The organism is Cobetia sp. MM1IDA2H-1 (genome assembly GCF_002916775.2).
Classification (GTDB): Bacteria; Pseudomonadota; Gammaproteobacteria; order Pseudomonadales; family Halomonadaceae; genus Cobetia; species Cobetia marina.
On sequence record NZ_CM133225.1, the window covers coordinates 3,393,356 to 3,416,616 of the forward strand.

Sequence of the window (23,261 nt, forward strand, 5' to 3'; positions counted from 1 at the left end):
CTCGGCTGCCTTTGAAGGCCTGCATCCGGCCCCGCTCTGAACGCTAGGCGTCGCGTCGTGTCGCCTGACCGGGGGCCCACACCATGCTGCCGGCCGCGATCTGCAGCGCTGCCCATTTTCACCCGTCGAGTCCGTTTCGTTCATGACTGATTGCCCAGCGTCCCCCGAGCCTTCCTCTCTCCTGCCACGCGTTCTCGCGGGTCCGATGCTCAGGCGCGTCACGCCAGACAGCATCGTACTGTGGCTGGTGACCTCGCGCCCTCAACAAGCCCGCGTGTGGCTACTGCCGGAAGACGAGAGCCGCCCACCGCTCGCGGGGCTCCCAGATACGCCACCTGCCCGACTGACGGAGCATCTGGCCATCCCTCTGGGCACCCATGCCTGGCTGATGCTGCTGGAGGCCCATGCCGAGTCTCCCCTGCCCGCCGATTGCGCCATCGCCTACGAGCTGGCACTGAGCGAGCGCGAGGACACCGCTGACAGTAGCGCCGCGCCGCAGGACGGCGACTGGCATGGCATCGCCGAGTGGGGCCCAGAGATCTGCTACCCCGGCGAGCCTCTGCCACGTTTCCGTCTGCCGGCGAAGCTGACCCGCATCGCGCATGGCAGCTGCCGCAAGCCGCATCACGGCCTGAGTGACAAGGAGGCCGAACGCGTCTGCGCCAACGCCAGTGACAGTGCTCCTGAAGGCCCGGCCGGCGATGGTCTGGTCGCACTGGATCACTGGCTGAGTGAGCGGCGCACCACACCGCTGGAATGGCCGGAAGTGATGCTGTTCACGGGCGATCAGATCTACGCCGATGACGTCGCCGGCCCCATGCTGGGGGCCATCGATCAGGTGATCGAGCGCCTGGGGCTGCCGGAAGAGACCTTGCTGGGCGCCGAGGTCTCCGACAGCCGCGAACTGCGCCAGCACCCGTCGCACCTCTATCATCGCCCGCAGTTGCTGCCGGACATGCCAGCCAATGAGGGACTGGCCGCCAGTTTCTTCGGCGCCAAGCGCAAGCCCATCTTCACCTCCACCGGGGCTGACAATCACCTGATCGGCCTGTCGGAAGTCGTCGCGATGTACCTGCTGGTGTGGTCCGACGTGCCGTGGGCGGCCCTCGGGGTCGAACTGGAAGACCCGTCAGCGCTCGAAGGCCACGACGAGGCCACCCGCGAGCGCCATGCCCGCGAGGCACGCCATCTGGCACGTTTCCGCGCCGGGCTCGGTCAGGTGCGCCGCCTGCTGGCCAACGTCTCCAGCCTGATGATCTTCGATGACCACGACGTCACCGATGACTGGAATCTGAGTGCCGCCTGGGAAAAAGCCGCCTACGGCAATCCCTTCTCGCGGCGCATCATCGGCAATGCGCTGACCGGCTACCTGCTGTGTCAGGGCGCGGGCAACGCACCTCGGGCGCTCGGTGAGCTGCTGGAGCAGGCCAGCGAGCTGTTCACCGATGCGCATGCCGACACCGAGACCGCGCCGGAGGGCCATTTCGACGTCGAGCGTCAGGAGGCGTTGATCGCCCGGCTCGAGCGCTGCGAGCGCTGGGACTATCAGCTCGAGACCACGCCGGCCCTGATCGTGGCGGACACCCGCACTCGCCGCTGGCGCAGTGAGCGCAAGCTGTCGCACCCCTCGGGTCTGATGGACTGGGAGGCGCTGTGTGAACTCCAGCAACGTCTGGTGGAGCAGCACGCGGTGGTACTGGTGTCTCCGGCTCCCGTATTCGGGGTCAAGCTGATCGAGACGATCCAGAAGCTCTTCACCTTCGCCGGCAAGCCGCTGATGGTGGACGCCGAGAACTGGATGGCCCACCAGGGCGCCGCCAGCGTGATGCTCAACATCTTCCGCCATTCGCGCACGCCACAGCATTTCGTGATTCTGTCCGGCGATGTGCACTACTCCTTCGCCTACGATGTGCGCCTCAGGCACCGCCGGTCCAGCCCGCACATCTGGCAGATCACCAGCAGCGGCATCCGCAACCGCTTCCCGGTGGGATTGCTTGACGTGCTGGATCGCCTCAATCGCTGGCTGTACGCCCCACGCTCACCGCTCAACCTGCTGACACGGCGTCGCAACATGCGCATCACGCCACGTCGTCACGATGCCGCAAGTCACGGCGAACGCCTGCTGAATGCCTGCGGTATCGGACTGGTGGATCTCGATGCAAAGGGCCGCCCCATCGCCATTCGTCAGCTGACCACCGAGGGCCGGGAGGTGCACTTTGTCCCACGTCGCTGAGGCTGCCTGCCCGCCACTGGCGCTGATCCATCACCCCGGCTATCGCATCGCGCTGCCCGAGAAGCATCCGTTTCCGATGGACAAGTTCAGCGTGCTCAAACGGCTGCTGGACCGCCAGTTGGTCGACTGCGCCTGGGCCGTCGAGTGGGTGATGCCCCAGCCCGCCGAGGAGGAAGACCTGCTCAGCGTGCACACCCGCCGCTACGTGCATGAATTTCTCAGTGGCACCTTGAGTCATCAGGCCCAGCGTCGCAGCGGTTTCGTGTGGAGCGAGGCCCTGCGCGAGCGCAGCGTGCTGGCGGTGGGCGGCACGCTGACCACCGTGCGCGAAGCCCTCACGCGCGGCCTGGCCTGCAATACCGCCGGGGGTACCCATCACGCCCATCCCGAGGCGGCCAGCGGATATTGTCTGCTCAACGACATCGGCGTGGCGGCGCATCAGGCACTGGAAGATGGCGTGACGCGGGTGCTGATCGTCGATCTCGACGTCCATCAGGGCGATGGCACCGCGTTGATCTTCGCTGACGAGCCACGGGTCTTCACGCTCTCGCTGCATGCCGAGAGCAACTTCCCGGCCCGCAAGCAGAAGAGTGATCTGGATGTGCCCCTGCCGAAAGGCATGGGCGATGAGGACTATCTGGCGGTGCTGGAGCGCACGCTGGAGGCGGTGCTGACGCGGGTGCAGCCGGAACTCGTGATCTTCGATGCCGGGGTCGACCCGAACGCCGCCGACAGGCTCGGCCATCTCGAACTGAGCGACCGCGGCCTCTACCGGCGCGAGCGCCACGTGATCGAGCGCTGTCGCGCGGCAGGCGCGGCCGTGGCCTGCGTGATCGGCGGCGGCTATGACCGTGATATCGAGGCGCTGGCGTGGCGACACAGTCAGCTGCACCGTGCAGCGCTGGATGTCTGGCGTGAGGCACATGGTCAGCCTGCCCTGTTCGGGCCGCCGGACTGAGCCTTGCCAACCGCCCCCTGAACGCAGACGCGAGGCGTCACTTGAAGGCCGTGACCTCGACAGGATCACCGACCCGCAGCGGCTGGTGGCGCGTCGGGTCCACCGCCACCAGGTTGTAGCCGAAGTGCACCTGGCCATCCTCGAAACGGCGCACCCGCGCCAGTGTCGTCAGCGGCTCCCTGTCACCACGCTTCTCGCCGGTGGCCGGGTCGACATTGACCATCGCGCAGCGCGTGCAGGATGACACCAGGCGGAAACGTACCTCGCCGATCATCACCTCCTGCCAACCATCCTCGGCCCAGGCCTCGGCACCGCTGATCACGAGATTCGGCCGGAACTGGTTCATGCCGTGATCCGCCGTCGGCGTCTCGCGATTGAGCGCTTCCAGCGAGGCCTCGTTGGCCAGCAGCAGCGGGAAGCCGTCCGCGGCACTCACGCGCTGTCGGATGATCTCGCGATAGCGCTCGGAGCGCTCGCCCAGCCAGCACAGCCGCACCGGCATGCCGAGCTGCTCGCTCAACCAGGCATCCGCCTCGTCACTGACGCTCAGGGCGCTGAACTGGTCTGCCCACACCTGGATGTCGAGACGCTCGGCCTCATCACGGGTCGCGAAGCTCACCTCACCGCAGGCCGGGCGGTCCAGCTGCCATAGCCGCCAGTGGCCCGGCGACTGCTCGCGCAGTGCCAGACGCTGCATCTGCGGATGCGTGCGTGCGGTGACGAACTTGCCGCGTGCCGCGACCACCACGAAACGGCGGTCCTGCGTCAGGCCTTCCTCGCCGACAGTCGTGCTCTCAAGTGCCTCGGCGGCGCCTGACTTCAAGGGGTAGCGCCACAGGTGGGTCAGCTGCATCAGGGTCTTCCTTGTCGATGGATACCGAGCGAGGCACATTACCAGAATGCCCGGCCCGAGGGGGCTCAGGGGAGCGGGATCGCGGGAGACTCAGGGAGACGTCGTCTCGCTGGTGCCGGCCGCCTCATCCTGCTGCGCGGCCTCGTCTCCGACATCGAGACTGATCACGTCCGGGCCGGAGAGCGCGACGCTCGAGATCAATGCCTTGACGCCAAGGCCGACCTTGAGCCCCAGCTCCTCGCAGGCCAGCCGGTCCACGCGCGCTCTGAGCCGCTGGCCGGCGATGCCCAGCACCAGTTCCGCACTGGCGTGGCCGCGCTCGCTCTCGATCTCGTGAATCACGGCGGGCAGCGTATTGCGCAGGCTGGTATTCAGCGGGGTTTCCAGCGCGATGCTGACATCACGGGCGCGCAGTCGCAGGCGTACCCGACGCCCGACCGGCATCGCCAGGCGCGCCAGCTTGAGACTCAATCCCGCCCCGAGCCCCAGACGGGTCAGCTGATGCGCCTCATCGTGCGAGAGCACCTCGGCGCTGAGCAGTGAGCCGGCTTCGAAACGCCCGGTCTGCGGGGCCAGATCAAGACGTGACAGCATGTCGCCGATCTCGCCGCTGGCGGTGATGCGCCCGTTGTCGACCAGCGCGAGGCGGTCCGCGACGGCGAACAGCTCCCGGGTATCGTGACTGACGAACAGGATCGGAATCTCGATCTCGCGAGCCAGACGGCTGATGTAGTGCAGGAGTTCCTGCTTGCGGGCGCCATCAAGGCCGGTCAACGGCTCATCCAGCAACAACATGCGTGGGCGTGACAGCAGGGCGCGCCCGATGGCGACACGCCGCGCCTCGCCACCCGACAGCTGACCCGGCATGCGCGTCAGCAGGTCCTCGATGCCCAGCAGCGCGACGATCTCGTGCAGGTGGTCACGGTTGCGCTGGCGTTGAGCACGCGTCAGTGCCAGCGGCATGCCGTAGCAGAGATTGCCGCGCACGCTGTAGTGCGGAAACAGACGAGGCTCCTGGAAGACCACGCCCAGATTGCGCCGATGGGCAGGCACCCAGTGATCATGCTCGCCGCCGATCAGACACTCGCCCGTGAGACGCAGATGGCCATGATCCGGGCGGTCGAGCCCTGCGATCATGCGCAGGATGCTGGTCTTGCCGCTGCCGGAACGTCCGAACAGCGCCGTGACCCCGCGTGCCGGCACCTTGAGTTCGGCATCGAGATGGAAGGCGCCCAGCGTGCGGCAAAGGTGGAAATCAAGCATCACGCCCCTCCATCCGGAGTCGGGCCCGGCGCGCCAGCCATTCGGAAGACAACAGCGAGAGCATCGCGATCACCACCGCGATCAGACACAGACGCGCGGCCGCGCCCTCCTCGCCCGGCGTCTGGATCAGGGTATAGAGCGCCAGGGGCAAGGTACGGGTCTCGCCGGGGATGTTGGCCGCAAAGGTGATGGTCGCGCCGAATTCCGACAGCGCGCGCGCGAAGGCCAGCATGCCGCCGGTCAGAATGCCGGGCAGCGCCAGCGGCATCGTCACCGTGAACAGCACCCGCAGCGGGTTGGCCCCCAAGGTACGAGCCGCGGCCTCCAGCCCCGGGTCAATGGCCTCCAGCGACAGGCGCATGGCACGCACCATCAGCGGAAAGGCCATGACCGCTGCCGCGACGGCGGCGCCCTGCCAGGTGAAGGGCAACACGATATCGATCTTCGCCAGCCACTGACCGATGACGCCGTTGCGTCCGAAGGTGACCAGCAGCAGATAGCCGACCACCACCGGTGGCAGCACCAGTGGCAGATGCAACAGGCCATCCACCAGCGCCTTGCCACGAAACTCGCGTCGCGCCAGCCACCAGGCCGCGGCGAAGCCGGGAATCAGACTGAAGCCGACGGCCACGCAGGCGACCTTGAGACTCAGGCTCAGGGCTTCCCATTCCAGTGCGCTCAGCATGCACTCTCCTCGAACAAGATCAGGTGGCGCAGGGCAGCGCGATCACGAGACGACTCGCGCCCATGGCATCGCCATGGCCCGCTCGATGATTCGCTCTGCCAGCCACGTCATTGCCGCAATGATGCCACGGAAAACCTCCAGTGTAGCGGCCCGCGTGCCTCCGGGACATGCCGGCCGCCGGGGCGCTCTCACTGGCTGTCAGCGGTGGCGGGTGCAGCCTGGGTCCCAAGGGTGGTGAACCCGAAGCGATGGAAGATGGCCCCTGCCTCATTGCTGGACAGCCAGTGGGCGAAGGTTTCCGCTGCCTCGTCGGACGCATCCCCGCCCCGCGTGATCAAGGCGGCAGGATAGTGGATGGGGTCGTGGCTGCTCTCGGGCAGCAGGCCGATCTGATGAACGCGATGACTGACGGAGGCATCCGTCGAGTAGACGATGCCCAGTGGGGCTTCACCGTGCTCGACCAGCGCCAGCGCCGCACGCACATCCTCGGCACTGGCCAGATGCGAGCGCAGTGCCTGCCACTGACCCAGCGATTCCAGCGATTGACGTGCATAGATGCCCGCCGGCACGTGATCCGGGTCCCCCACCGCCAGCCGGGAGGCGTCGCCCGTCGCGGCCAGTCTCTTGGCCACGTCCGTCACGTCCCGGGCATTGCTGACGCCGGCATCCAGAGAACTTACCCCGGCGGCTACCAGCGCCAGACGATTGCCCAGCAGATCATGACGCCCTGTCACCACCACGCCGGGCTGCTGCTCGAGCCAGTCCATCCAGCGCTCGTTGGCCGACAGATACAGCTGGGCTGGAGCACCATTGGCCAGCTGACGCGCCAGGGTCGAGGACGAGGCGTAGACCGGCAGGATATCCACGTTGGCGAGGCGCTCGTAGCGGGCCTCGATGGCATCCATCGCATCATGCAGCGAGGCGGCGGCCATGACGCGAATCCGGGTGGGTTCGTTGGCCTGCACCGGTGCCGCCAGCAGCGCCACCAACGTCATCAGCAGTGTCGAGCGGGCCGTCAGAGAGGTGCGTCTCAGGCAGGCGGATTCCTGGCATGAGCGAAAGTGAGCGCGCAAGCGCGTGGCGAGTGACATCACGAGGTCCTTTGTCAGGCCGCGAAAGGGCCTTGGAAGAGTGAAACGCAGCGACAGCGCGTGCCACTGCTGCATGCCATGATGCCGCGCCCACCCGCCACATGCATCCCGCTCGGGCGCGGATGGGCGTCAACGAGCTGAAATCGTGAGCCCCATTATCTGAACGCGCCCGCCAGCAGAGAACGCGAATCACTTTCATGCATGCCACTCCCCCCGCCAAATCGGCTACAATGCTGGCCAAATCGGCAACTCGCCACTGGCCCTTGCGCCAGATCCGCGGCGCACTCTGCCTCCACGCTCTCTTTCATGCCATCGGCTGCCCGAGTGGCAGACAGTCTCAGGTGCCACCAATCCATGCCTCCCGTACTTGACGAATTTCAGGGCCTCAGTGCCTTCGATGCCATCATGCGCCATGGCAACCTGGGCGCCGGCGCCGAACACCTCGGTATCTCCAAGTCCACGCTCAGCCGTCGGATCAGTCATCTCGAGTATCAGCTTGGTCAGCCGCTGCTGCATCGCCAGGCCAACCGCCTGATTCCCACCGAGGCCGGCACGCTGTTCCATCAGTATTGCCAGCAGATGCTGTCGCTGGGCGAGCGCTCGCAGATGGCACTGGACGAGCTGCGCGAGGAGGTGAGCGGTGATCTCAGCATCAGCGTCCACCCGCATTTCCTGCGTGGCTGGTTCAATCGTCTGCTTACCGAGTTCATCGAGGAGTATCCGGGCATTCGCCTGACGCTGACTTCAAACCTGCAGCCTCCGACACGTGAGGATGATCAGGTCATGCTGTGGCTGTGGGAAGGACCGACCCGTGACAGCGGCCTGCGTGACGAGGTGCTGGGCCACCAGCGTCAGCATCTGTATGCCCACCCGGACTATCTGCGTCAGCATGGCCATCCGCAGCATCCCGGCGAGCTTGCCTCCCACGACTGGGTCAACCTGATCGACCGCCATCATCCCGATCTGGTGCTCCACCATCCGGAACAGGGCGAGTACCGAGTGAGCCTGCCGCCCTCACGCTTCACGGTCGACAATGTCGTGGTACATGCCGACCACATCGCGCATGGCGCCGGTATCGGCCTGCTGCCGGACCACCACGTGCGCACCCGCTCCGTGGCACATCCCGGCCAGTTCGAGGCCTGTCTGCCCGAGTGGCAAGGACCCTCGATTCCGGTCAGCCTGCACTATCCCTTCGGGCACCCGCCGCGCAAGCTGGGCGCGCTGCTGGATCGTATCCGGCGCCATGTGCCCAAGGACTGGGGGCAGCCCTAGCCACGCAGGCCTCACGTACCAGCGCGACTCAGCGGCCCTGGCCAAACAGGTGGCGACGCGCCTCTTCATCCATCGCCACATTGGCCGCCGGATTGATGTCGTCGATGCGCGCCATCGCCCGCCTGACACCATCACGCTCGGCCATGCGAGTGCGGTAGGCAGCCACCGCCGGGAAGCGGGCCAGATCGATCTCCTGCTTCTCGGCCTTCAGCCACGGCCAGATGGCCATGTCGGCGATGCTCAACTCGTCCCCCGCCACGAAGTCACGCCCCGCAAGCTGGCGCTCCAGAACGCCGTAGAGGCGCTCGCCTTCCTTGTGATAGCGCTCGATGGCGTACTCCACCGGTTCTGGCGCGTAGTGCTTGAAGTGGTGCACCTGACCGAGCATCGGCCCCAGGCCGCCCATCTGCCAATGCAGCCACTGCAGCACATCATTGCGTGGGCGCGTCTCGCGCGGCAGGAACTGGCCGGTCTTGTCGGCCAGATATTCCAGAATCGCGCCGGATTCGAACACGGAAATCGGCTCGCCACCATCGGCCGGCGCATGATCGACGATCGCCGGCATGCGATTGTTGGGCGAGATGGCCAGAAACGCTGGCGCGAACTGCTCGCCCTTGCTGATGTTGACCGGAATGAGTCGGTACTCGAGGCCGGCCTCTTCCAGAAAGATCGTGATCTTGTGGCCGTTGGGCGTGGTCCAGTAATACAGGTCAATCATCGTGAGCACCTTTTCGAGGGCAAGACGACATGGCCCGAACGCCTGGAAGCGTTCGAGCCATCAGGAAGCGCATCGCTGACGCGATCGAGGGATTACTGCGGGATCTCGCTGGCACGCGGCGACTTGCGTGCCATGCCGTCATGGAGATCCATCATGCGCTCGCGCCACTGCACCAGCGGATCAGCGGGGTCTTCCGTCTCGCCGAAGGGCGAGGTGTCGGAGACGATGTGGGCCCAGATGAAGAAGCCGAAGATCAGGTAATCCGCCGCCGCCGGTGACTCGCCATCCATGAAGGGCTGATTGCCCAGCAGGCCACGCAACGGCTTGAAGGCGCTGTCGAGAATGCCACGGGCGATCTCGACATCGTGGAACTCCTCGAACGACATGCCGAAGCGGGCTTCTCGGGCGCTCTGGAAGTATTCACGGTCATCCGGGTGAATGGCCTGCACCAGATCCAGCGCCACCAGGCGGAAGAAACCGACGGCCATGACCTGCTCGGCATAGACCTTGACGAAATTCAGGCGCGCCCTTGCCAGTGCATCGCCGATCAGCGGGCCATGGCCTGCATCCGGATAATGCTCGTCCAGGTGCTGGAAGATGTCGTAGCTGTCCATCGACACGCCGAAATCATCCTTGAGTACCGGCACCGTGGTGGAATCGCAGAAGTCGATCGGGCTCTTGTCGGTGAACAGCATGGGAACGAGTTCCGCCTCGATGCCCTTGTGGGCCAGGGCCAGCCGCGCGCGCCAGCAGAACGGCGAGAAACGCAGACGGTCATCACGGCCTCGCAATTCATAGAGTACTGGGGTCATGCAGGTATCCTCCGGTGTCATTCAAGCTCAAGATGTTCGGCATGACGTCGCCGTGGGCGTCTTGCCCATGGCAATGTTTTGGACGTTGTGCCGCGCAAATGCAAGCAAAATGAGCATTCGTTCAATATCCCGCTGATACGCCGCTCGCCGTGCTTCCACCCGCTCACCCTTGCAGTGGCGCGAGGTTGGACCCATTGAGGAGGGATTCGCGACACGCGCCGGTCATTGACCAAAGGATATTGATGACACTCGGCCTCGACAGCGCGAATAATGGATCCAAGCTGTCGCACCCGCCGCGTCTCGCCCTGCTCTCATCACTCATTTCCCAAGGAGTCTCGATGTCCGTCGAAGACCTGCACCTTAACCTGCGCAACCTGCAGGAATCCGACTACCCCCAGCTGAAACGCCTGATGGACGGCATCTACGACGACATCGGCGGCGCCTGGCCGGAACACACCATCAATCGCCTGGTCGCGGAATTCCCCGATGGTCAGATCGTGATCGAGGACGGCGAGATGCTGGTCGGGGTCGCGCTGACGGCGCTGGTGGATTACGACGCCTTCTCGAACCCGCACAAGTACGATGATCTGATCGGCCAGCGCGAAGTCATCCTCAACAACCCCGAGGGAGATGCGCTCTATGGCCTGGATGTCCTGATCGACCCCAACTACCGGGGCTATCGTCTCGGCCGCCGCCTGTATGAAGCGCGCAAGGAACTGTGTCGCTCCATGAATCTGCGCTCGATTCTGGCCGGTGGGCGCATTCCCCAGTATCACGAGTATGCCGCGGAGCTGTCCGCGACCGACTACATCGACAAGGTCGAGCGACGCGAGATCTACGACCCCATCCTGTCCTTCCAGCTGGCCAATGGATTTCTGGTCAAGCGCCTGATGCGCCAGTATCTGCCGGAAGACGAGAGCTCACAGGGCTATGCCACCTTGCTCGAGTGGAACAACATCCTCTTCGAGCCGGTCGAGCGTGTGCTGGAAAGCCGCAAGACGATGATTCGCGTCGGCGCCGTCCAATGGCAGATGCGCAAGTTCGATTGTGTCGAATCCGTGCTGCAGCAGGTGGAATATTACGTCGATGCCCTCTCGGACTATCAGAGCGACTTCGCCGTCTTCCCGGAGCTGTTCAATACGCCGCTGATCGGCCTGCTGGAAGACCAGAGTGACCCGGTGCGCTGCATCCGCTTCCTCGCCGGCTTCACCGAGCGCTTCAAGCAGGAAATCTCGCGCATGGCGGTGGCCTACAACATCAACATCGTGGCCGGGTCCATGGTGGAGGTCGGTGATGACAACGAGCTCTACAACGTCACCTATCTCTGTCACCGCGATGGCGAGATCGACCGTCAGGCCAAGCTGCACATCACGCCTCAGGAGCGCCGTGACTGGATCATCAAGGGCGGCGACGAGCTGGCCGTATTCGAGACCGATGCCGGCCGCATCGGCATGCTGATCTGCTACGACGTGGAGTTCCCGGAGCTGTCACGCCTGCTGGCCGACCAGGACATGGACATCCTGATGGTGCCGTTCTGGACCGACACCAAGAACAGCTACCTGCGCGTCCGCCACTGCGCCCAGGCACGCGCCATCGAGAACGAGTGCTATGTGGTGGTCTGCGGCAGTGTCGGCAACCTGCCGTCCATCGAGAGTCTGGACATCCAGTACGCCCAGTCAGCGGTATTCTCGCCCTCTGACTTCTCCTTCCCGCATGATGCGGTGATGGCCGAGACGACCCCGAACACCGAGATGATCATGTTCTCGGATCTCGATCTGGAACGTCTCAAGGTCGTGCGCAGCGAAGGCTCGGTGACCAACCTCAAGGACCGTCGCAAGGACCTCTTCGACCTGCGCCTGCGCGACTGGTCCTGGAAGTCCGGCAGTCGTCAGGACTGACTCGATGCCCCCCTGGTGGCAACGACTGTGGCAGCGATCCGAGCGCCACGGCCATGATGCCGATGCCTCAGCCCCCTTCTCTTCCCAGACCCAGGAGGGGGACACCCTGTGGCAATCCGTCCGCGAGCGTCTGCCGATCCTCGAGGGACTCGACGCCGAGGCGCTCACGCGTCTCGAGCGCCGCGCCCGGCGGCAACTGCATGACTGGAAGCTGACCAGCGCCGAGCCTCTCGAGGAGGTCGAGGCGCTGGCATTGGCGGCTCAGGCGATGCTGTTGCTCAATGGTTGGGCGCATGCCGAGCGCTGGCAGGATGCCGGCGCTCGCGTCCATGAGATCATGCTGCCGCTCGAGGCCATCCGCCGTGAAGTGGAAGAGATGGATGAGGCAGGCGTGGTGCATGTCTTCCAGGACACCCGTGCCGGTGAGACCTGGTACCAGGGGCCGGTGGTGGTCACGCAGCAGGACCTGGCCGCCAGCGGTGACTGGAGCGGCTTCAATGTGGTCATCCACGAATTCGCCCACAAGCTCGACATGGCCAACGCCACCGATGCCGATGGCTTTCCGCCTCTGCCTGTCCACATCAGCGCTCAGGAATGGCACGCCATCTTCACCGCCGTCTGGGATGACCTGAGCGAGCGCCTGGCACACGGCATTCCCACGCCGATCGATGACTACGCCGCCAGTCACCCCGCCGAATGCTTCGCCGTGTGCTGCGAGTATTTCTTTACCGCACCGGACACCCTCGAAGCCGCCTATCCCGAGCTTTATGCCCTGCTGGAACGCTTCTTCCATCAATCGCCATTGCCACGCTGCCCGACGGCTCACGACTGATCGCCTGACAGCCAGGCAGGCAGACGGGCAGACAAGAAGATCCGGATAATGAATAGCGACCGCTCCCCCCCTCAACCACCGGCTCAAGCTAACGGTATATCAATCAGGGTGTGCCGCGGCGGGCCCGCCGTTGCGATTCCCCGATGCATCAAGAGCAGTACCTGAGTCGGTCACTGCTGACTTTTCCACCAGGTAATCCCAGACACGCTGGGCCGTGGGTCGCATGGGACGTTGGGAGGAACGTACCAGCCAGAAATGCTGCTCGGCAGGAATCGCCAGCGGGAAGGCCTGCTCCAGTCCGCCATTGCCGGAGGCCATCCATTGCTGAAAATGGCCTTCATGCACCAGCGCCACGCCCATGCCGAGACGCGCCATTTCCAGTGTCATGACCTGGGTGTCACAACTGATGGTGGACGTCGTCTTCTCCAGTCCCAGCTGACCAGCCGCGACCAGCCAGCGACGCCAGCCCACCGCGAATCCCGCCGCATGCAGCAGCGTCATTCCGGTCAGATCCGCCGCCGTGCTCAACCGGGCGCTCAGTGCCGAGCTTGCCACGACGATCATCCGCTCCTGCTCCGCTCCCACCTTGATCGCCTCGACCTGCGGCCAGTCCCCCTGGCCATAGCGCAGTTCGATATCCACTTCCTCGCCATCGAAATCACGCGCCCAGAAGGCACTCACCAGCCGCAGGGCGATCTCGGGTTGATCTCGATGAAAGCTGGCCAGACGCGGCAACAACCAGGCCTGCTGGCTCATCGGCGTCGCACGCAGACTCACCGGCGCGGCGCGCGAGGGTCCGAAGACTTCCAGCGTGCCCTCCTGCAGACGCTGGAAGCCATCCTGCAGCGCCGGCAGCCAGGCCTGCCCGGCCGGTGTCAGATTCAGACTGCGAGCATGGCGCACGAACAGCGGCTGGCCGAGCCGACCCTCCAGCTGGCGGATACGCTGACTGATGGCGGACTGGGTGACGCTCAGCTCATCGGCCGCCCGCGTGAAACTCATCAGGCGTGCCGCCGCCTCGAAGGCCTGCAGCCAGGCCAGGGGTGGCAACGGGCTGGACAAGGAAACGGGCAAGACACTCGGCGGCGAGGAAGGTGAGTCGTGCATGGCAATCTCGTGGCGGACAATGGAGGAGCATGACCACACATTAGCTCAGCTAAGCCATGGGCGTCATATTTCGCGTTGGTCAGCCCTCATGACACGCAAGACAATAGACTCACTCTCAGCACAAGACTCACCGACACCGACAGAGACAAGGAAGGCGCCCATGGAGACTCTCACCGCATCTGATTCCGACACTTTCGGTACCAGCGACACTGATGGTATTGGCGACACTAGCGTGACGAACGACACTATCGATACGAACGACACTATCGACACTATCGACACTATCGACACTACCGACACGGCAGCGACGGATGCCGGCACGCGTCATCAGTGGGACATGAAGGAATATCAGCCCCATCATCGCGGCACTCCCCTGATTCAGGCGACCCATGACGAGGCACTGGCGACTCTGAGCTGGGCCGATGGGGATCAGGCACGCTTTCCGCTGATCTGGCTGCGTGATCACTGCGCCTGCGACGCCTGCCGTCATCCGCAGACCTTCGAGCGCACCTTCATGCTCATGGATGATGCGGCCCTGACGGTGCATCAGTTGCGTGTCGAGCAAGGCAATCTCGTCGTCATCTGGCAGGACGGCCACACCAGTCGTTTCGATGCCGGTTGGTTGCTGCAACGTCGCCCGAGTGATGCGCCGCCAGCCACGCCGGTCCCCTCAAGCCGCGCCTGGCAGCAGGGCCATCAGCCTCACGCTACCGCCTTTGCCGACTACATGGCCGGTGGACAGGCACGACTTGGCTGGTTGGAAGCGCTGTGCCGCGACGGCTTCGCGATTCTGGACGGCGGCACCTGTGAAGGCGGTGAGATCGATGCCATCGCGGCCACCATCGGCCCCATCCGTGCCACCAACTTCGGCGGGCGCTTCGAGGTCTTCTCCAAGCAGGCGCCCAACAATGCCGCCTACACGCCCATCGCGCTGGAACTGCACACGGATCTGCCCAACTGGCGCCAGCCGCCGGACATCCAGATGCTCTATTGCCTGGTCAATGACGCCGAGGGCGGTGAGTCGATCTTCGGTGACGGCATGGCCGTCGCCGAGGAACTGCGCCGGCGTGACCCTGCCGCCTTCCGCCTGCTGGCCGAGACGCCGGTGGACTTTCGCTTCGCGGATGAGCAGACCGACCTCGTGGTGCGCGAACCGGTCATCCATCTGGATGCCAGCGGCAAGGTCATCGAGGTGCGTTTCAACAACTGGATCCGCGATAGCCTGCGCCTGCCGCTGGAACGGATTCAGGCCTGGTACGACGCCTACCGCCACTACTGGAGCATCCTGCGCGAACCGGACTTCCGCCTGCACCTCAAGCTCGAGGCCGGTCAGATGGTGGCCTTCGACAACCGCCGCGTGATGCATGGGCGCCGGTCCTTCGACCCGACCACCGGGCGCCGGCACCTGCAAGGCTGCTACGTCGATTACGACATGGTGGAATCGGCATTGCGCGTCACAGCGCGCCAGCTGGACTGACGACGGCCCGCGAGCGTTGAAGCTCAGTGATTCAATTCGCCCAGTCCCGGCAGCAGACCACGCAAGGCGATGGCATCCTGAGACTCTGGCTACTCAGGTACCGCCCATGAATCCCATGACGCTCTGCTTTGCGGATGACACCCTGGAACGACGCTATCGTCGACAACAGATCGAGACCTCACACAAGCTCAGCCGGTTCACCATCCCGCTGAGCTGTGTGATGTTCGCGTCCTATGCGCTGATCGAGATAAGTCTTACCCACCATTTCGAGAGCCTGCTGCTGCTGCGCGCCGGCATTCTCGTCAGTGTCCTGAGCCTGTTCCTGCTGTCACGCCATGCGCGATACAGACACCGGGTCAATGGCCTGCTGTGCCTGGCCTCCCTGAGCGCGGCGCTGGGCACGCTGGCCATGTTCCATCTCGGCAATGACCACGCAGTGGATCACCATGAGATGCATGAGGGTGAATTCCCGGCCTATTTCGTCAGTCTGCTATTGCTGGTGTTCTGGACCTACACCCTGCTGGGGCTGCAGTTCATCTATGCACTGGCCTGCGGATTGCTGATCTGGATGGGCTGCACCGCCAGCTGCGCGATCCTGCACAGTGGTACCGGCGTGCTGGTGGAAGCCAACGAAGCCTTCTTCATGATGTCCGCCAACCTGCTGGCCGGCATGAGCGCCTACTCGCGAGAGCGACAGAGCCGCCTGCTGTTCCTGCGCGAATGTCACGTCACCGACGAGCGAGACAATCTGCGTGACCACGCGACCCGCGACTCGCTCACCGGACTGCTCAATCGACGCGCCCTGATGGAGCATCTCGATCAGGTGCTCGACATCCAGGCACCCGGCGTCATACAGGCTGCGCTGTTCATCGACCTGGATGGCTTCAAGCCCATCAATGACCGCCATGGTCACCACATCGGCGACCAGGTCCTGAGCATCATCGGCGAACGACTCGGAGACACCCTGCGTGGCAACGATATCGTCGGCCGCCTGGGAGGCGATGAATTTCTCGTGCTGATCAGTCGTGAAGGCGATAGCCGCCAGGGCCCGGAAACACTGGCCAATCGTCTGGTGGACGCGATCAGCAGGCCCATCCACCTCGAGGTCGACGGCGAGCCGCTGATCATCGGTGTCAGCGCCAGCGTGGGCGTCTGTCTGTTCCCCTTCTCCGGTGCCACGCCGGAAACCATCATAGCGCGTGCGGACGGTGCCATGTATGAAGCCAAGCAACGTGGCCGCGGGCGAGTGGTCGCGGCCAACCCGCTGCGCCTGGTGCTGTGAGCCTCCACCACGAATGATGCCCCCTCCCTCTTGAGACAACCGCAGACGCCCCAATGAGAGAAGGATGCCTGTGCAGCCTTTCATCACGTAACGACGCCCCGCGACGATTCGCCGGGGCGTCCTGTCTCATGGAGCCCGCCAATGACACGCCTGCCGCATCTCGCCCTCTCGCTCGCTGGCCTCAGCCTCCTTGGCGGCTGTGCCGGTGTCCCGTCCGGCACCCAGCCCGTCGGGGACTTCCAGCTCGAACGCTACTACGGGCAATGGCACGAGATCGCCCGCCTGCCCAACAGCTTCGAGGAGGGACTGAGCTGCGTCACCGCCGATTACTCGCCCCGCGAGGACGGCGGCGTGCGCGTCATCAATCGCGGCCTTGATGCCGACAAGGGCGAATGGAGTCAGGCCGAAGGGCGGGCCTACTTCACGCAGGGCAGCGAGACCGCGGCCCTCAAGGTCAGCTTCTTCGGCCCCTTCTATGGTGGCTACAACGTGCTGGCACTGGATGATGACTATCAGTGGTCGCTGGTGGCCGGTGCCGATCGCGACTACCTGTGGATACTGGCGCGCGAGCCGCAGCTGGATGACGGCACCTATCAGGCGCTGGTCGATCAGGCCGCCGAGCTCGGCTTCGCCACCGATTCACTGATCAAGGTCGAGCAGGGTGAGACATGTCCCGTCGCTGACGGCGAGAGCTGATGACGCAGGCGCTTGCTCACGGCGCAGGCTCCACCCAAGGTCTAAACCGACACGTGACGTTTACATGGTGCGGACAGCCGCTTTCATCCAACCGACCTTGCCTCTTGCCACGCGCCAGCGGCTCGCCAATGGTGAGCTGACAATCTGCCGAGGCAGCGTCTCGCCGAGTGCGCTGCCCTGCTGCCAATCGCCACATGCCGTCGCCCAGTGTCAGTGACACCTCGCTGCACTGGGCAACTCAGTTCAGAGGGAGCTCGTGCCATGGATATCCAGCAGTTCTTCAGCGCCCTATGGGATGATTACGTCGCCATGACGCCCCAGGCCCAACAGATCCAAGATGCCTTCGTGGCCGACGGCGAGACCATCGTCAACGACCACGTGGCCTTCCGGACCTTCGACCGCGGGCCGATCACCCTGAGCGCGCTGGAACCTCATCTGCTGGCGCTCGGCTACACCCGCTTCGCCCCCTATGACTTCGCTGAGAAGAAACTGCGCGCCTTCGGCTATCTGCCGCCGTCTCCCGACATGCCGCGCGTCTTCCTCTCCGAGCTGAAATGTCATGAGCTTTCCGAGCGCGCCCAGTCGATCATCGATGGTCTGGTCAGCCAGATCTCGCCGGATGCCGCCACCCAGCCCTCCGTGCTGTGGTCAGGTCGCCTGTGGGACGCGCCGACCTTCGAGCAGTATCAGCGTCTGATGGAGGAGAGCGAATACGCGGCCTGGCTGTCGATCATCGGCCTGCGTGCCAATCACTTCACCATCAGCGTCAATGCACTTACCCGTCATGACACGCTCGACAAGGTACTGACGCGCGTCGAAGCACTTGGCCTGGGCATCAATCCGGCCGGCGGACGCATCAAGGGCTCACCCGAGGTCCTGCTGGAGCAGGCCTCCACCCTCGCCGACCGCCAGACCTTCACTTTCGCCGGCGGCGAGCAGCACGAGATCGCGACCTGCTACTACGAGTTCGCCCGTCGCTATCCGGATGCCGACGGCAAGCTGTATCAGGGTTTCGTGGCCGCCAGTGCCGACAAGATCTTCGAATCCACCCACCTGACCGAATCCTCCGATACCGGTCAGGACAGCCCAAGGGAGCACTCCACCCCGTGATTGCCGACTGGCTTGACCTGACACTCGAAGGCCACGCCAGCGCGCGTGGCATGGGACGCATCCCCGGTGGGCGCTATGAGATCGTCGCCCCCGGCGTGCTGGAGATCTGTCCGGACACCCAAGGGCCTGCGGCTCGCCCCTGCGTGCTCTCGGCGGGAATTCACGGCAACGAGACGGCGCCCATCGAACTGCTGGGTGAGCTGATCGCCGGTCTCGAGAGCGGCCACCTGATCGCCGGTGCCCCGCTGCTGCTGATTCTGGGCAACCTGCCCGCCATCCGCACCGGTGAGCGCTTCCATGCGACCAACCTCAATCGGCTGTTCCGACGTACCGAGACGGCGACCGCCATCTCGGTGGACGCCGGCAACGCGGCTGCCGGCAAGGCCAATGACTGTCCAGCCGATGATGAGCCGGCACGCGCCCGCCAGCTGATGGCGGCAGTGGATGACTTCTACGCCCGCTTCCCGCCGGCCGATGGCACGCGACACCTGCACTACGACATGCATACCGCGATCCGCGACAGTCACTACCCGCGCTTTGCCGTGGTGCCCTTCAGCGAGGGAGAGGCCATCAGTCCCTCACAGTGGTCGATATTGAGCGCTGCCGGCCTCCAGGCCGTGCTGCATCAACATCAGCACAGCTGGACCTTCTCGCACTACTCGCGCCACTACCATGATGCCGATGCCTTCACGCTGGAGCTGGGCCAGGTGCGTCCATTCGGCGCCAATGACATGGCGGCACTGGCGCCGATGTCCCGCCTGCTCGCGGCTCTAGCCACTGGAACGCCGCCGGATGAGTCTGATCCCGGTGCCATGGATTACTTCAAGGTGGAAGTGGAGCTGATGCGCCACTCCGCAGACTTCGCGCTGTGCTTCAGCGAGGACGTCGCCAACTTCACCCGCTTCGCCCCCGGCACGCTGATCGCCCGGGATGCGCAGGCGGGCCCCTGCATCATCGGGGACACGCCGCTGAGCGTGGTATTCCCCAATGCCAGTGTCGAGATCGGCGCTCGCGCCGCCTTGCTGCTGGCCAGCTGTGCTCCCCCCGAGACAGCCTGATCATGAAATGCGCCCCACCCGCAGCCACCGCCGTACTGCCCCACGCAGCACGGCGCATCGGCAGGGTGGGCGCCCCCAATAATGACAACAAGGTCCCCACTCATGACGCATTCCTGCCGTTCTGTCCCTCCTGTCGCCAGCCAGCGACTCTTGCCGACACGCGCTCAACCAAAGTCGTATCCGGCGACGCTCCAAGGAAGCAGTTAACCCAGCGTTGAGCTGGTAGAATCTGCCCCCTTTCACGATCACGACCGTGATACCACTCGAGCGGCTGCGACGACATGGCCAGCTGCCAGCGAGATTCAGTCTCGCCTGGCGACGTCATGCACCCTGTGCCGCCGTGTCGACAACGCACAAGTTCCCACGGGTCCGTGCCGCCCTGCGGCAGACTCAGGACGCGCCCGCGCCGCCTGGCAAGGCAGCGATGCGCTGCGTCTGGATCGGAGTAACGGCATGACCAAGACATCCCCCGGGATCGAGACCCCGAACCGCGAGGTGCTGCCCCTCGAGGTTCGCGACATCACCAAGTCCTTCGGCAGCAATCAGGTGCTCAAGGGCCTGTCGCTCAAGGCACGCAAGGGCGACGTCATCACGCTGATCGGTGCCTCTGGCTCCGGCAAGAGTACCTTTCTGCGATGCATGAACCTGCTGGAACAGCCGGACGGTGGCGACATCTTCGTCCATGGCGAGCAGATCGGCTTCAAGGACACCCGCCGCGGTCGCGAGCCGATGGACTGGCGTCAGGTCGAGCGCATGCGCGCGCGCCTGTCGATGGTCTTCCAGGGTTTCAACCTGTGGTCACACATGACCCTGCTGGAAAACGTCATCGAGGCGCCGATCCACGTGCTCGGCAAGCCAAAGAAAGAAGCCATCGCGCACGCGCGCAGCCTGCTGGATCGCGTCGGCCTGCTCGAACGCGCCGACTACTACCCGGCCCAGATGTCGGGGGGCCAGCAGCAGCGTGGTGCCATCGCGCGCGCCCTGGCGATGGAGCCGGAAGTGATGCTGTTCGACGAGCCGACCTCGGCACTCGACCCGGAACTGGTCGGTGACGTGCTCAAGGTGATGCGCGACCTGGCCGAGGAAGGCCGCACCATGGTGGTGGTGACCCACGAGATGAGCTTCGCGCGCGACGTCTCGAGTCAGGTGGTCTACCTGCATCAGGGTCTGGTCGAGGAAGCCGGCGATCCGGCTGAGGTACTGGGCAATCCCCAGTCAGAGCGACTCAAGCAGTTCCTGGCGCCCAAGTACTGACAGGCAGGACTGATGAACAGGACTGACGGACGGCTCTGATCAACCGCTCGCTCCGCCGGCGCTTCCCCCGGCACGGTGATCCCGTGTCCGGCACATGATTCAGCACCGCGAGCGCCATGCCATCGGCAGGCCTCGAGGCGCAAGAGATTTCAGGAATGAAAGTGATGAAACAGTTCGCGACACGCGCCCTGATGGGCCTCACCCTCGGCCTCTCCACTCTCGCCATCTCGGCAGGCGCCGTGCAGGCCGCCGATGTACCGGACCCGCTGCGCCTCGGCATCGACGTGCCCTACGCGCCCTTCGGCTACAAGCTGCCGAGCGGTGAGCTGACCGGCTTCGAGATCGAGCTGGGCAATGCCATCTGCGAGCAGCTCGCCACTCGCTGCGAGTGGGTCGAGCAGGACTTCGACGGCATCATCCCGGGCCTGATGGCACGCAAGTACGACGTCATCATGTCCGCGCTGACCATCAACCCGGAGCGTGAACGTCAGGTGCTGTTCTCCGCGCCCTACTTCACGCCGCCGTCCGGCTGGTTCGTCAAGGCGGACAGCCCGCTGGCCGGCGCGGACAGCCTCGATGCCGAGGCCCTCAAGGGCAAGGTGATCGGTGTCCAGCGCGGCAACCTGCAGGATCATTACGTCACCGACCTCTACGCCAGCGTGGCCGAGGTGCGTCGCTATACCAAGCTGGATGACCTGGTGCTGGACATGGACAGCGGTCGCGTCGATGTCGCCTTCCTTGATCTGCCGGTCGGGCAGGACACCCTGGTCGAGGCCAATGATGGCAATTTCGTCAATACCGGCAGCGCCATCAGCGAACCGAAGAAGTACTTCGGTGACGGCTTCGGCATCGCCATGAAGCAGCGCGATCGTGATCTCAAGAAATCCATCGACGAGGCACTGGACACGCTGAAGGCCGACGGCACGCTCGAGCGTCTCAACGCCAAGTATTTCGCCAGCGCCGCGACCGCCAACAGCCAGTAAACCGCTGAGCGGTTTGCACGGCGCTTCACGGGAGGATTCCCATGATCGACCTACAAGGCTACGGGCCAAGTCTGCTGGAGGGTGCCTGGGTCACGGTGCAGCTGGCCGTGCTGGCCCAGCTGCTGGCCATCGCCCTCGGGCTGATGACAGCGACCACCAAGATGTCGCGTTCCACGCCATTGCGCTGGATCGCGACGCTCTACACCACCATCATCCGTGGCGTACCGGATATCGTGTTGATGCTGCTGCTGTTCTTCGGTGGTCAGATCGGCATCAACATGGTCACCGACTGGCTGTATGACCGCTATGACATCGATGTCTTCGTCAACGTCGACGAATTCACCGCGGGCGTCATCACCATCGGCTTCATCTTCGGCGCCTACATGGGTGAGACCTTCCGCGGTGCCTTCATGGCAGTGGATGCCGGCCAGATCGAGGCCGGACGCGCCTATGGCATGAGCAACTGGAAGGTCTTCAAACGCATTCGCTTCCCGCTGATGATGCGTCACGCCCTGCCGGGGCTGGGCAACAACTGGATGGTACTGCTCAAGACCACCGCCCTGGTGTCGGTGATCGGGCTGGTCGACATGGTGCGTGTCGCCAGCGAGGCCGCCAAGGCGACCCATGAGCCCTTCACCTTCCTGTTGCCGGTCGCGGCGGGCTATCTGCTGATCGCCACCGTGTCCGAATGGGGGCTTTCGCGCCTCAAGAAGCGCTACAACACCGGATTCGGGGAGGCCAGCGCATGGAACAACTGAACGATGCGGGCCCGACAGGCATCATCGCCCAGCTTGGCCAAATGCTCGATGATGTGCTGAGCGACAACTACATCTTCACCGCCACCACTCTCTGGCACTACTGGGAGGGGCTGGTCACCACGGTGCAGCTGGTGTTCCTGTCGCTGATCATCGGGCTGGTGCTGGCCGTGCCATTGGCGATCCTGCGCGGCTCGCGCCGCCGCTGGATCAAGATGCCGGTCTACCTGTACACCTATGTCTTCCGTGGTACCCCTCTGCTGATCCAGCTTTACCTGATCTACTACGGAGTGGTGTTCTTCGATGGCTTCGACATCTCGTTGGGAATCACCAGCGTGCATGTCCCCAGCATTCAGGACACCTGGCTGTGGGAGTACTTCCGTGACCCCTTCGTCCCGGCGCTGCTGGCCTTCGTGCTCAATACCGCGGCCTATACCACCGAGATCTTCCATGGTGCCATCCAGTCCACGCCCAAGGGCGAGATGGAAGCTGCACGCGCCTATGGCATGTCGCGGGGCAAGATGATGCGTCGCATCATTCTGCCCAGTGCCTTCCGACGTGCACTGCCGGCCTACGGCAATGAAGTCATCTTCATGCTGCATGCCAGCGCCATCTGCAGCGTGGTGACGCTACTGGATCTCACCGGGGCGGCGCGTGACATCTATGCACGCTTCTATGCCCCCTTCGAAGCCTTCCTGTTCGTCGCCGCCATCTATCTGTGTCTGACCTTCACCATCATTGCCATCTTCAGGCAGCTGGAGAAACGTCTGCTGGCACACTTGAAACCATTGAATTGAACTGAAAGAAGCGCCTCTTGCCGGGCGCTTCTTTCGTTTTTCACTCCTGATCCAGCAATGCATCTCGTTTAACGAACGTTTGAATCCGACCATTTTCCCCCTTCACCACAGCGCAGGACTGGGCTAG

At 64.3% G+C, this 23,261-nt stretch carries 21 protein-coding genes; 14 read left to right on the forward strand and 7 right to left on the reverse strand.

Annotated features, from left to right (window positions below; translation table 11 throughout):
* The first annotated feature begins 205 nt into the window (after positions 1-205).
* Together BOH68_RS14360 and BOH68_RS14365 are read left to right on the forward strand one after the other, a co-directional pair.
* Positions 206-2,233 (forward strand): metallophosphoesterase family protein, encoded by a 2,028-nt coding sequence (locus BOH68_RS14360; protein ID WP_255303155.1) that lies wholly within the window; start codon positions 206-208, stop codon positions 2,231-2,233.
* Positions 2,217-3,191, forward strand: coding sequence for a histone deacetylase family protein (locus BOH68_RS14365; RefSeq protein ID WP_258038323.1), 975 nt, complete (start codon positions 2,217-2,219; stop codon positions 3,189-3,191). Before BOH68_RS14360 ends, BOH68_RS14365 begins: the two co-directional genes overlap by 17 nt.
* A gap of 37 nt (positions 3,192-3,228) precedes the next feature.
* Here BOH68_RS14365 and BOH68_RS14370 read toward each other — a convergent pair whose 3' ends face one another.
* From BOH68_RS14370 to modA, 4 genes are all read right to left on the reverse strand, one after another.
* The gene (locus BOH68_RS14370; protein ID WP_258038322.1) at positions 3,229-4,044 is read right to left on the reverse strand and encodes an MOSC domain-containing protein; all 816 of its coding nucleotides are present in this window, start codon (positions 4,042-4,044) and stop codon (positions 3,229-3,231) included.
* 90 nt (positions 4,045-4,134) lie between these two features.
* Entirely contained in the window at positions 4,135-5,307 is a 1,173-nt protein-coding gene (modC, locus tag BOH68_RS14375) for a molybdenum ABC transporter ATP-binding protein (protein ID WP_077378352.1), read from the reverse strand.
* Positions 5,300-5,992, reverse strand: a complete 693-nt coding sequence (gene modB / locus BOH68_RS14380; protein ID WP_077378349.1) for a molybdate ABC transporter permease subunit — start codon at positions 5,990-5,992, stop codon at positions 5,300-5,302. Before modB ends, modC begins: the two co-directional genes overlap by 8 nt.
* A 188-nt stretch (positions 5,993-6,180) precedes the next feature.
* Complete coding sequence (gene modA, locus BOH68_RS14385; protein WP_258038321.1) at positions 6,181-7,083, reverse strand: molybdate ABC transporter substrate-binding protein; 903 nt, start codon at positions 7,081-7,083, stop codon at positions 6,181-6,183.
* Between the two features lie 354 nt (positions 7,084-7,437).
* Here modA and BOH68_RS14390 point away from each other — a divergent pair, with 354 nt between their 5' ends.
* A complete protein-coding gene (locus BOH68_RS14390; protein ID WP_077378346.1) occupies positions 7,438-8,355 on the forward strand; it encodes a LysR family transcriptional regulator in 918 nt (305 codons plus the stop codon).
* Positions 8,356-8,383: 28 nt separating this feature from the next.
* On the opposite strand, the gene BOH68_RS14395 is transcribed toward BOH68_RS14390, so the two are convergent.
* Positions 8,384-9,073, reverse strand: a complete 690-nt coding sequence (locus BOH68_RS14395) for a glutathione S-transferase C-terminal domain-containing protein (protein ID WP_077378343.1) — start codon at positions 9,071-9,073, stop codon at positions 8,384-8,386.
* A gap of 92 nt (positions 9,074-9,165) precedes the next feature.
* Entirely contained in the window at positions 9,166-9,885 is a 720-nt protein-coding gene (locus tag BOH68_RS14400) for a glutathione S-transferase N-terminal domain-containing protein (RefSeq protein ID WP_077378486.1), read from the reverse strand.
* A gap of 338 nt (positions 9,886-10,223) precedes the next feature.
* Here BOH68_RS14400 and BOH68_RS14405 point away from each other — a divergent pair, with 338 nt between their 5' ends.
* Both BOH68_RS14405 and BOH68_RS14410 read left to right on the forward strand, forming a co-directional pair.
* Positions 10,224-11,783: a carbon-nitrogen hydrolase family protein gene (locus tag BOH68_RS14405; protein ID WP_077378340.1), complete on the forward strand. Its 1,560-nt coding sequence runs from the start codon at positions 10,224-10,226 to the stop codon at positions 11,781-11,783.
* Positions 11,784-11,787: 4 nt separating this feature from the next.
* Positions 11,788-12,615, forward strand: a complete 828-nt coding sequence (locus BOH68_RS14410; RefSeq protein ID WP_077378337.1) for a M90 family metallopeptidase — start codon at positions 11,788-11,790, stop codon at positions 12,613-12,615.
* Between the two features lie 99 nt (positions 12,616-12,714).
* On the opposite strand, the gene BOH68_RS14415 is transcribed toward BOH68_RS14410, so the two are convergent.
* Complete coding sequence (locus BOH68_RS14415; RefSeq protein ID WP_077378334.1) at positions 12,715-13,722, reverse strand: LysR substrate-binding domain-containing protein; 1,008 nt, start codon at positions 13,720-13,722, stop codon at positions 12,715-12,717.
* A gap of 160 nt (positions 13,723-13,882) precedes the next feature.
* On the opposite strand from BOH68_RS14415, the gene BOH68_RS14420 reads away from it, so the two are divergent.
* From BOH68_RS14420 to BOH68_RS14460, 9 genes are all read left to right on the forward strand, one after another.
* Complete coding sequence (locus BOH68_RS14420; protein WP_077378331.1) at positions 13,883-15,199, forward strand: TauD/TfdA family dioxygenase; 1,317 nt, start codon at positions 13,883-13,885, stop codon at positions 15,197-15,199.
* Positions 15,200-15,305: 106 nt separating this feature from the next.
* Entirely contained in the window at positions 15,306-16,481 is a 1,176-nt protein-coding gene (locus tag BOH68_RS14425; protein WP_141392307.1) for a GGDEF domain-containing protein, read from the forward strand.
* Between the two features lie 141 nt (positions 16,482-16,622).
* Positions 16,623-17,177, forward strand: a complete 555-nt coding sequence (locus BOH68_RS14430) for a lipocalin family protein (protein WP_077378325.1) — start codon at positions 16,623-16,625, stop codon at positions 17,175-17,177.
* 261 nt (positions 17,178-17,438) lie between these two features.
* Positions 17,439-18,287 carry a DUF1338 domain-containing protein gene (locus BOH68_RS14435; protein ID WP_077378322.1) on the forward strand — a complete coding sequence of 283 codons (849 nt, stop codon included), beginning with the start codon at positions 17,439-17,441 and terminating at the stop codon, positions 18,285-18,287.
* Positions 18,284-19,345: a succinylglutamate desuccinylase gene (locus BOH68_RS14440; protein ID WP_077378319.1), complete on the forward strand. Its 1,062-nt coding sequence runs from the start codon at positions 18,284-18,286 to the stop codon at positions 19,343-19,345. Before BOH68_RS14435 ends, BOH68_RS14440 begins: the two co-directional genes overlap by 4 nt.
* 453 nt (positions 19,346-19,798) lie before the next feature.
* Entirely contained in the window at positions 19,799-20,599 is an 801-nt protein-coding gene (locus BOH68_RS14445; protein WP_077378316.1) for an ABC transporter ATP-binding protein, read from the forward strand.
* A 164-nt stretch (positions 20,600-20,763) separates the two neighbouring features.
* Entirely contained in the window at positions 20,764-21,582 is an 819-nt protein-coding gene (locus BOH68_RS14450; protein WP_077378313.1) for a transporter substrate-binding domain-containing protein, read from the forward strand.
* Positions 21,583-21,623: 41 nt separating this feature from the next.
* A complete protein-coding gene (locus BOH68_RS14455; RefSeq protein ID WP_077378310.1) occupies positions 21,624-22,340 on the forward strand; it encodes an ABC transporter permease in 717 nt (238 codons plus the stop codon).
* A 41-nt stretch (positions 22,341-22,381) separates the two neighbouring features.
* Positions 22,382-23,134: an ABC transporter permease gene (locus BOH68_RS14460; RefSeq protein ID WP_077378483.1), complete on the forward strand. Its 753-nt coding sequence runs from the start codon at positions 22,382-22,384 to the stop codon at positions 23,132-23,134.
* Positions 23,135-23,261 lie beyond the last annotated feature (127 nt).

Bases quoted from the DNA above. Each gene is read 5' to 3' on its own strand.
- modB (WP_077378349.1), bottom strand. From the start codon at position 5,992: ATGCTGAGCGCACTGGAATGGGAAGCCCTGAGCCTGAGTCTCAAGGTC.
- BOH68_RS14410 (WP_077378337.1), top strand. From the start codon at position 11,788: ATGCCCCCCTGGTGGCAACGACTGTGGCAGCGATCCGAGCGCCACGGC.
- BOH68_RS14425 (WP_141392307.1), top strand. From the start codon at position 15,306: ATGAATCCCATGACGCTCTGCTTTGCGGATGACACCCTGGAACGACGC.
- BOH68_RS14455 (WP_077378310.1), top strand. From the start codon at position 21,624: ATGATCGACCTACAAGGCTACGGGCCAAGTCTGCTGGAGGGTGCCTGG.
- BOH68_RS14430 (WP_077378325.1), top strand. From the start codon at position 16,623: ATGACACGCCTGCCGCATCTCGCCCTCTCGCTCGCTGGCCTCAGCCTC.
- BOH68_RS14360 (WP_255303155.1), top strand. From the start codon at position 206: ATGCTCAGGCGCGTCACGCCAGACAGCATCGTACTGTGGCTGGTGACC.
- BOH68_RS14435 (WP_077378322.1), top strand. From the start codon at position 17,439: ATGGATATCCAGCAGTTCTTCAGCGCCCTATGGGATGATTACGTCGCC.
- BOH68_RS14395 (WP_077378343.1), bottom strand. From the start codon at position 9,073: ATGATTGACCTGTATTACTGGACCACGCCCAACGGCCACAAGATCACG.
- modA (WP_258038321.1), bottom strand. From the start codon at position 7,083: ATGTCACTCGCCACGCGCTTGCGCGCTCACTTTCGCTCATGCCAGGAA.
- BOH68_RS14445 (WP_077378316.1), top strand. From the start codon at position 19,799: ATGACCAAGACATCCCCCGGGATCGAGACCCCGAACCGCGAGGTGCTG.
- BOH68_RS14450 (WP_077378313.1), top strand. From the start codon at position 20,764: ATGAAACAGTTCGCGACACGCGCCCTGATGGGCCTCACCCTCGGCCTC.
- BOH68_RS14405 (WP_077378340.1), top strand. From the start codon at position 10,224: ATGTCCGTCGAAGACCTGCACCTTAACCTGCGCAACCTGCAGGAATCC.
- BOH68_RS14400 (WP_077378486.1), bottom strand. From the start codon at position 9,885: ATGACCCCAGTACTCTATGAATTGCGAGGCCGTGATGACCGTCTGCGT.
- modC (WP_077378352.1), bottom strand. From the start codon at position 5,307: ATGCTTGATTTCCACCTTTGCCGCACGCTGGGCGCCTTCCATCTCGAT.
- BOH68_RS14460 (WP_077378483.1), top strand. From the start codon at position 22,382: ATGCTCGATGATGTGCTGAGCGACAACTACATCTTCACCGCCACCACT.
- BOH68_RS14370 (WP_258038322.1), bottom strand. From the start codon at position 4,044: ATGCAGCTGACCCACCTGTGGCGCTACCCCTTGAAGTCAGGCGCCGCC.
- BOH68_RS14415 (WP_077378334.1), bottom strand. From the start codon at position 13,722: ATGCACGACTCACCTTCCTCGCCGCCGAGTGTCTTGCCCGTTTCCTTG.
- BOH68_RS14390 (WP_077378346.1), top strand. From the start codon at position 7,438: ATGCCTCCCGTACTTGACGAATTTCAGGGCCTCAGTGCCTTCGATGCC.
- BOH68_RS14420 (WP_077378331.1), top strand. From the start codon at position 13,883: ATGGAGACTCTCACCGCATCTGATTCCGACACTTTCGGTACCAGCGAC.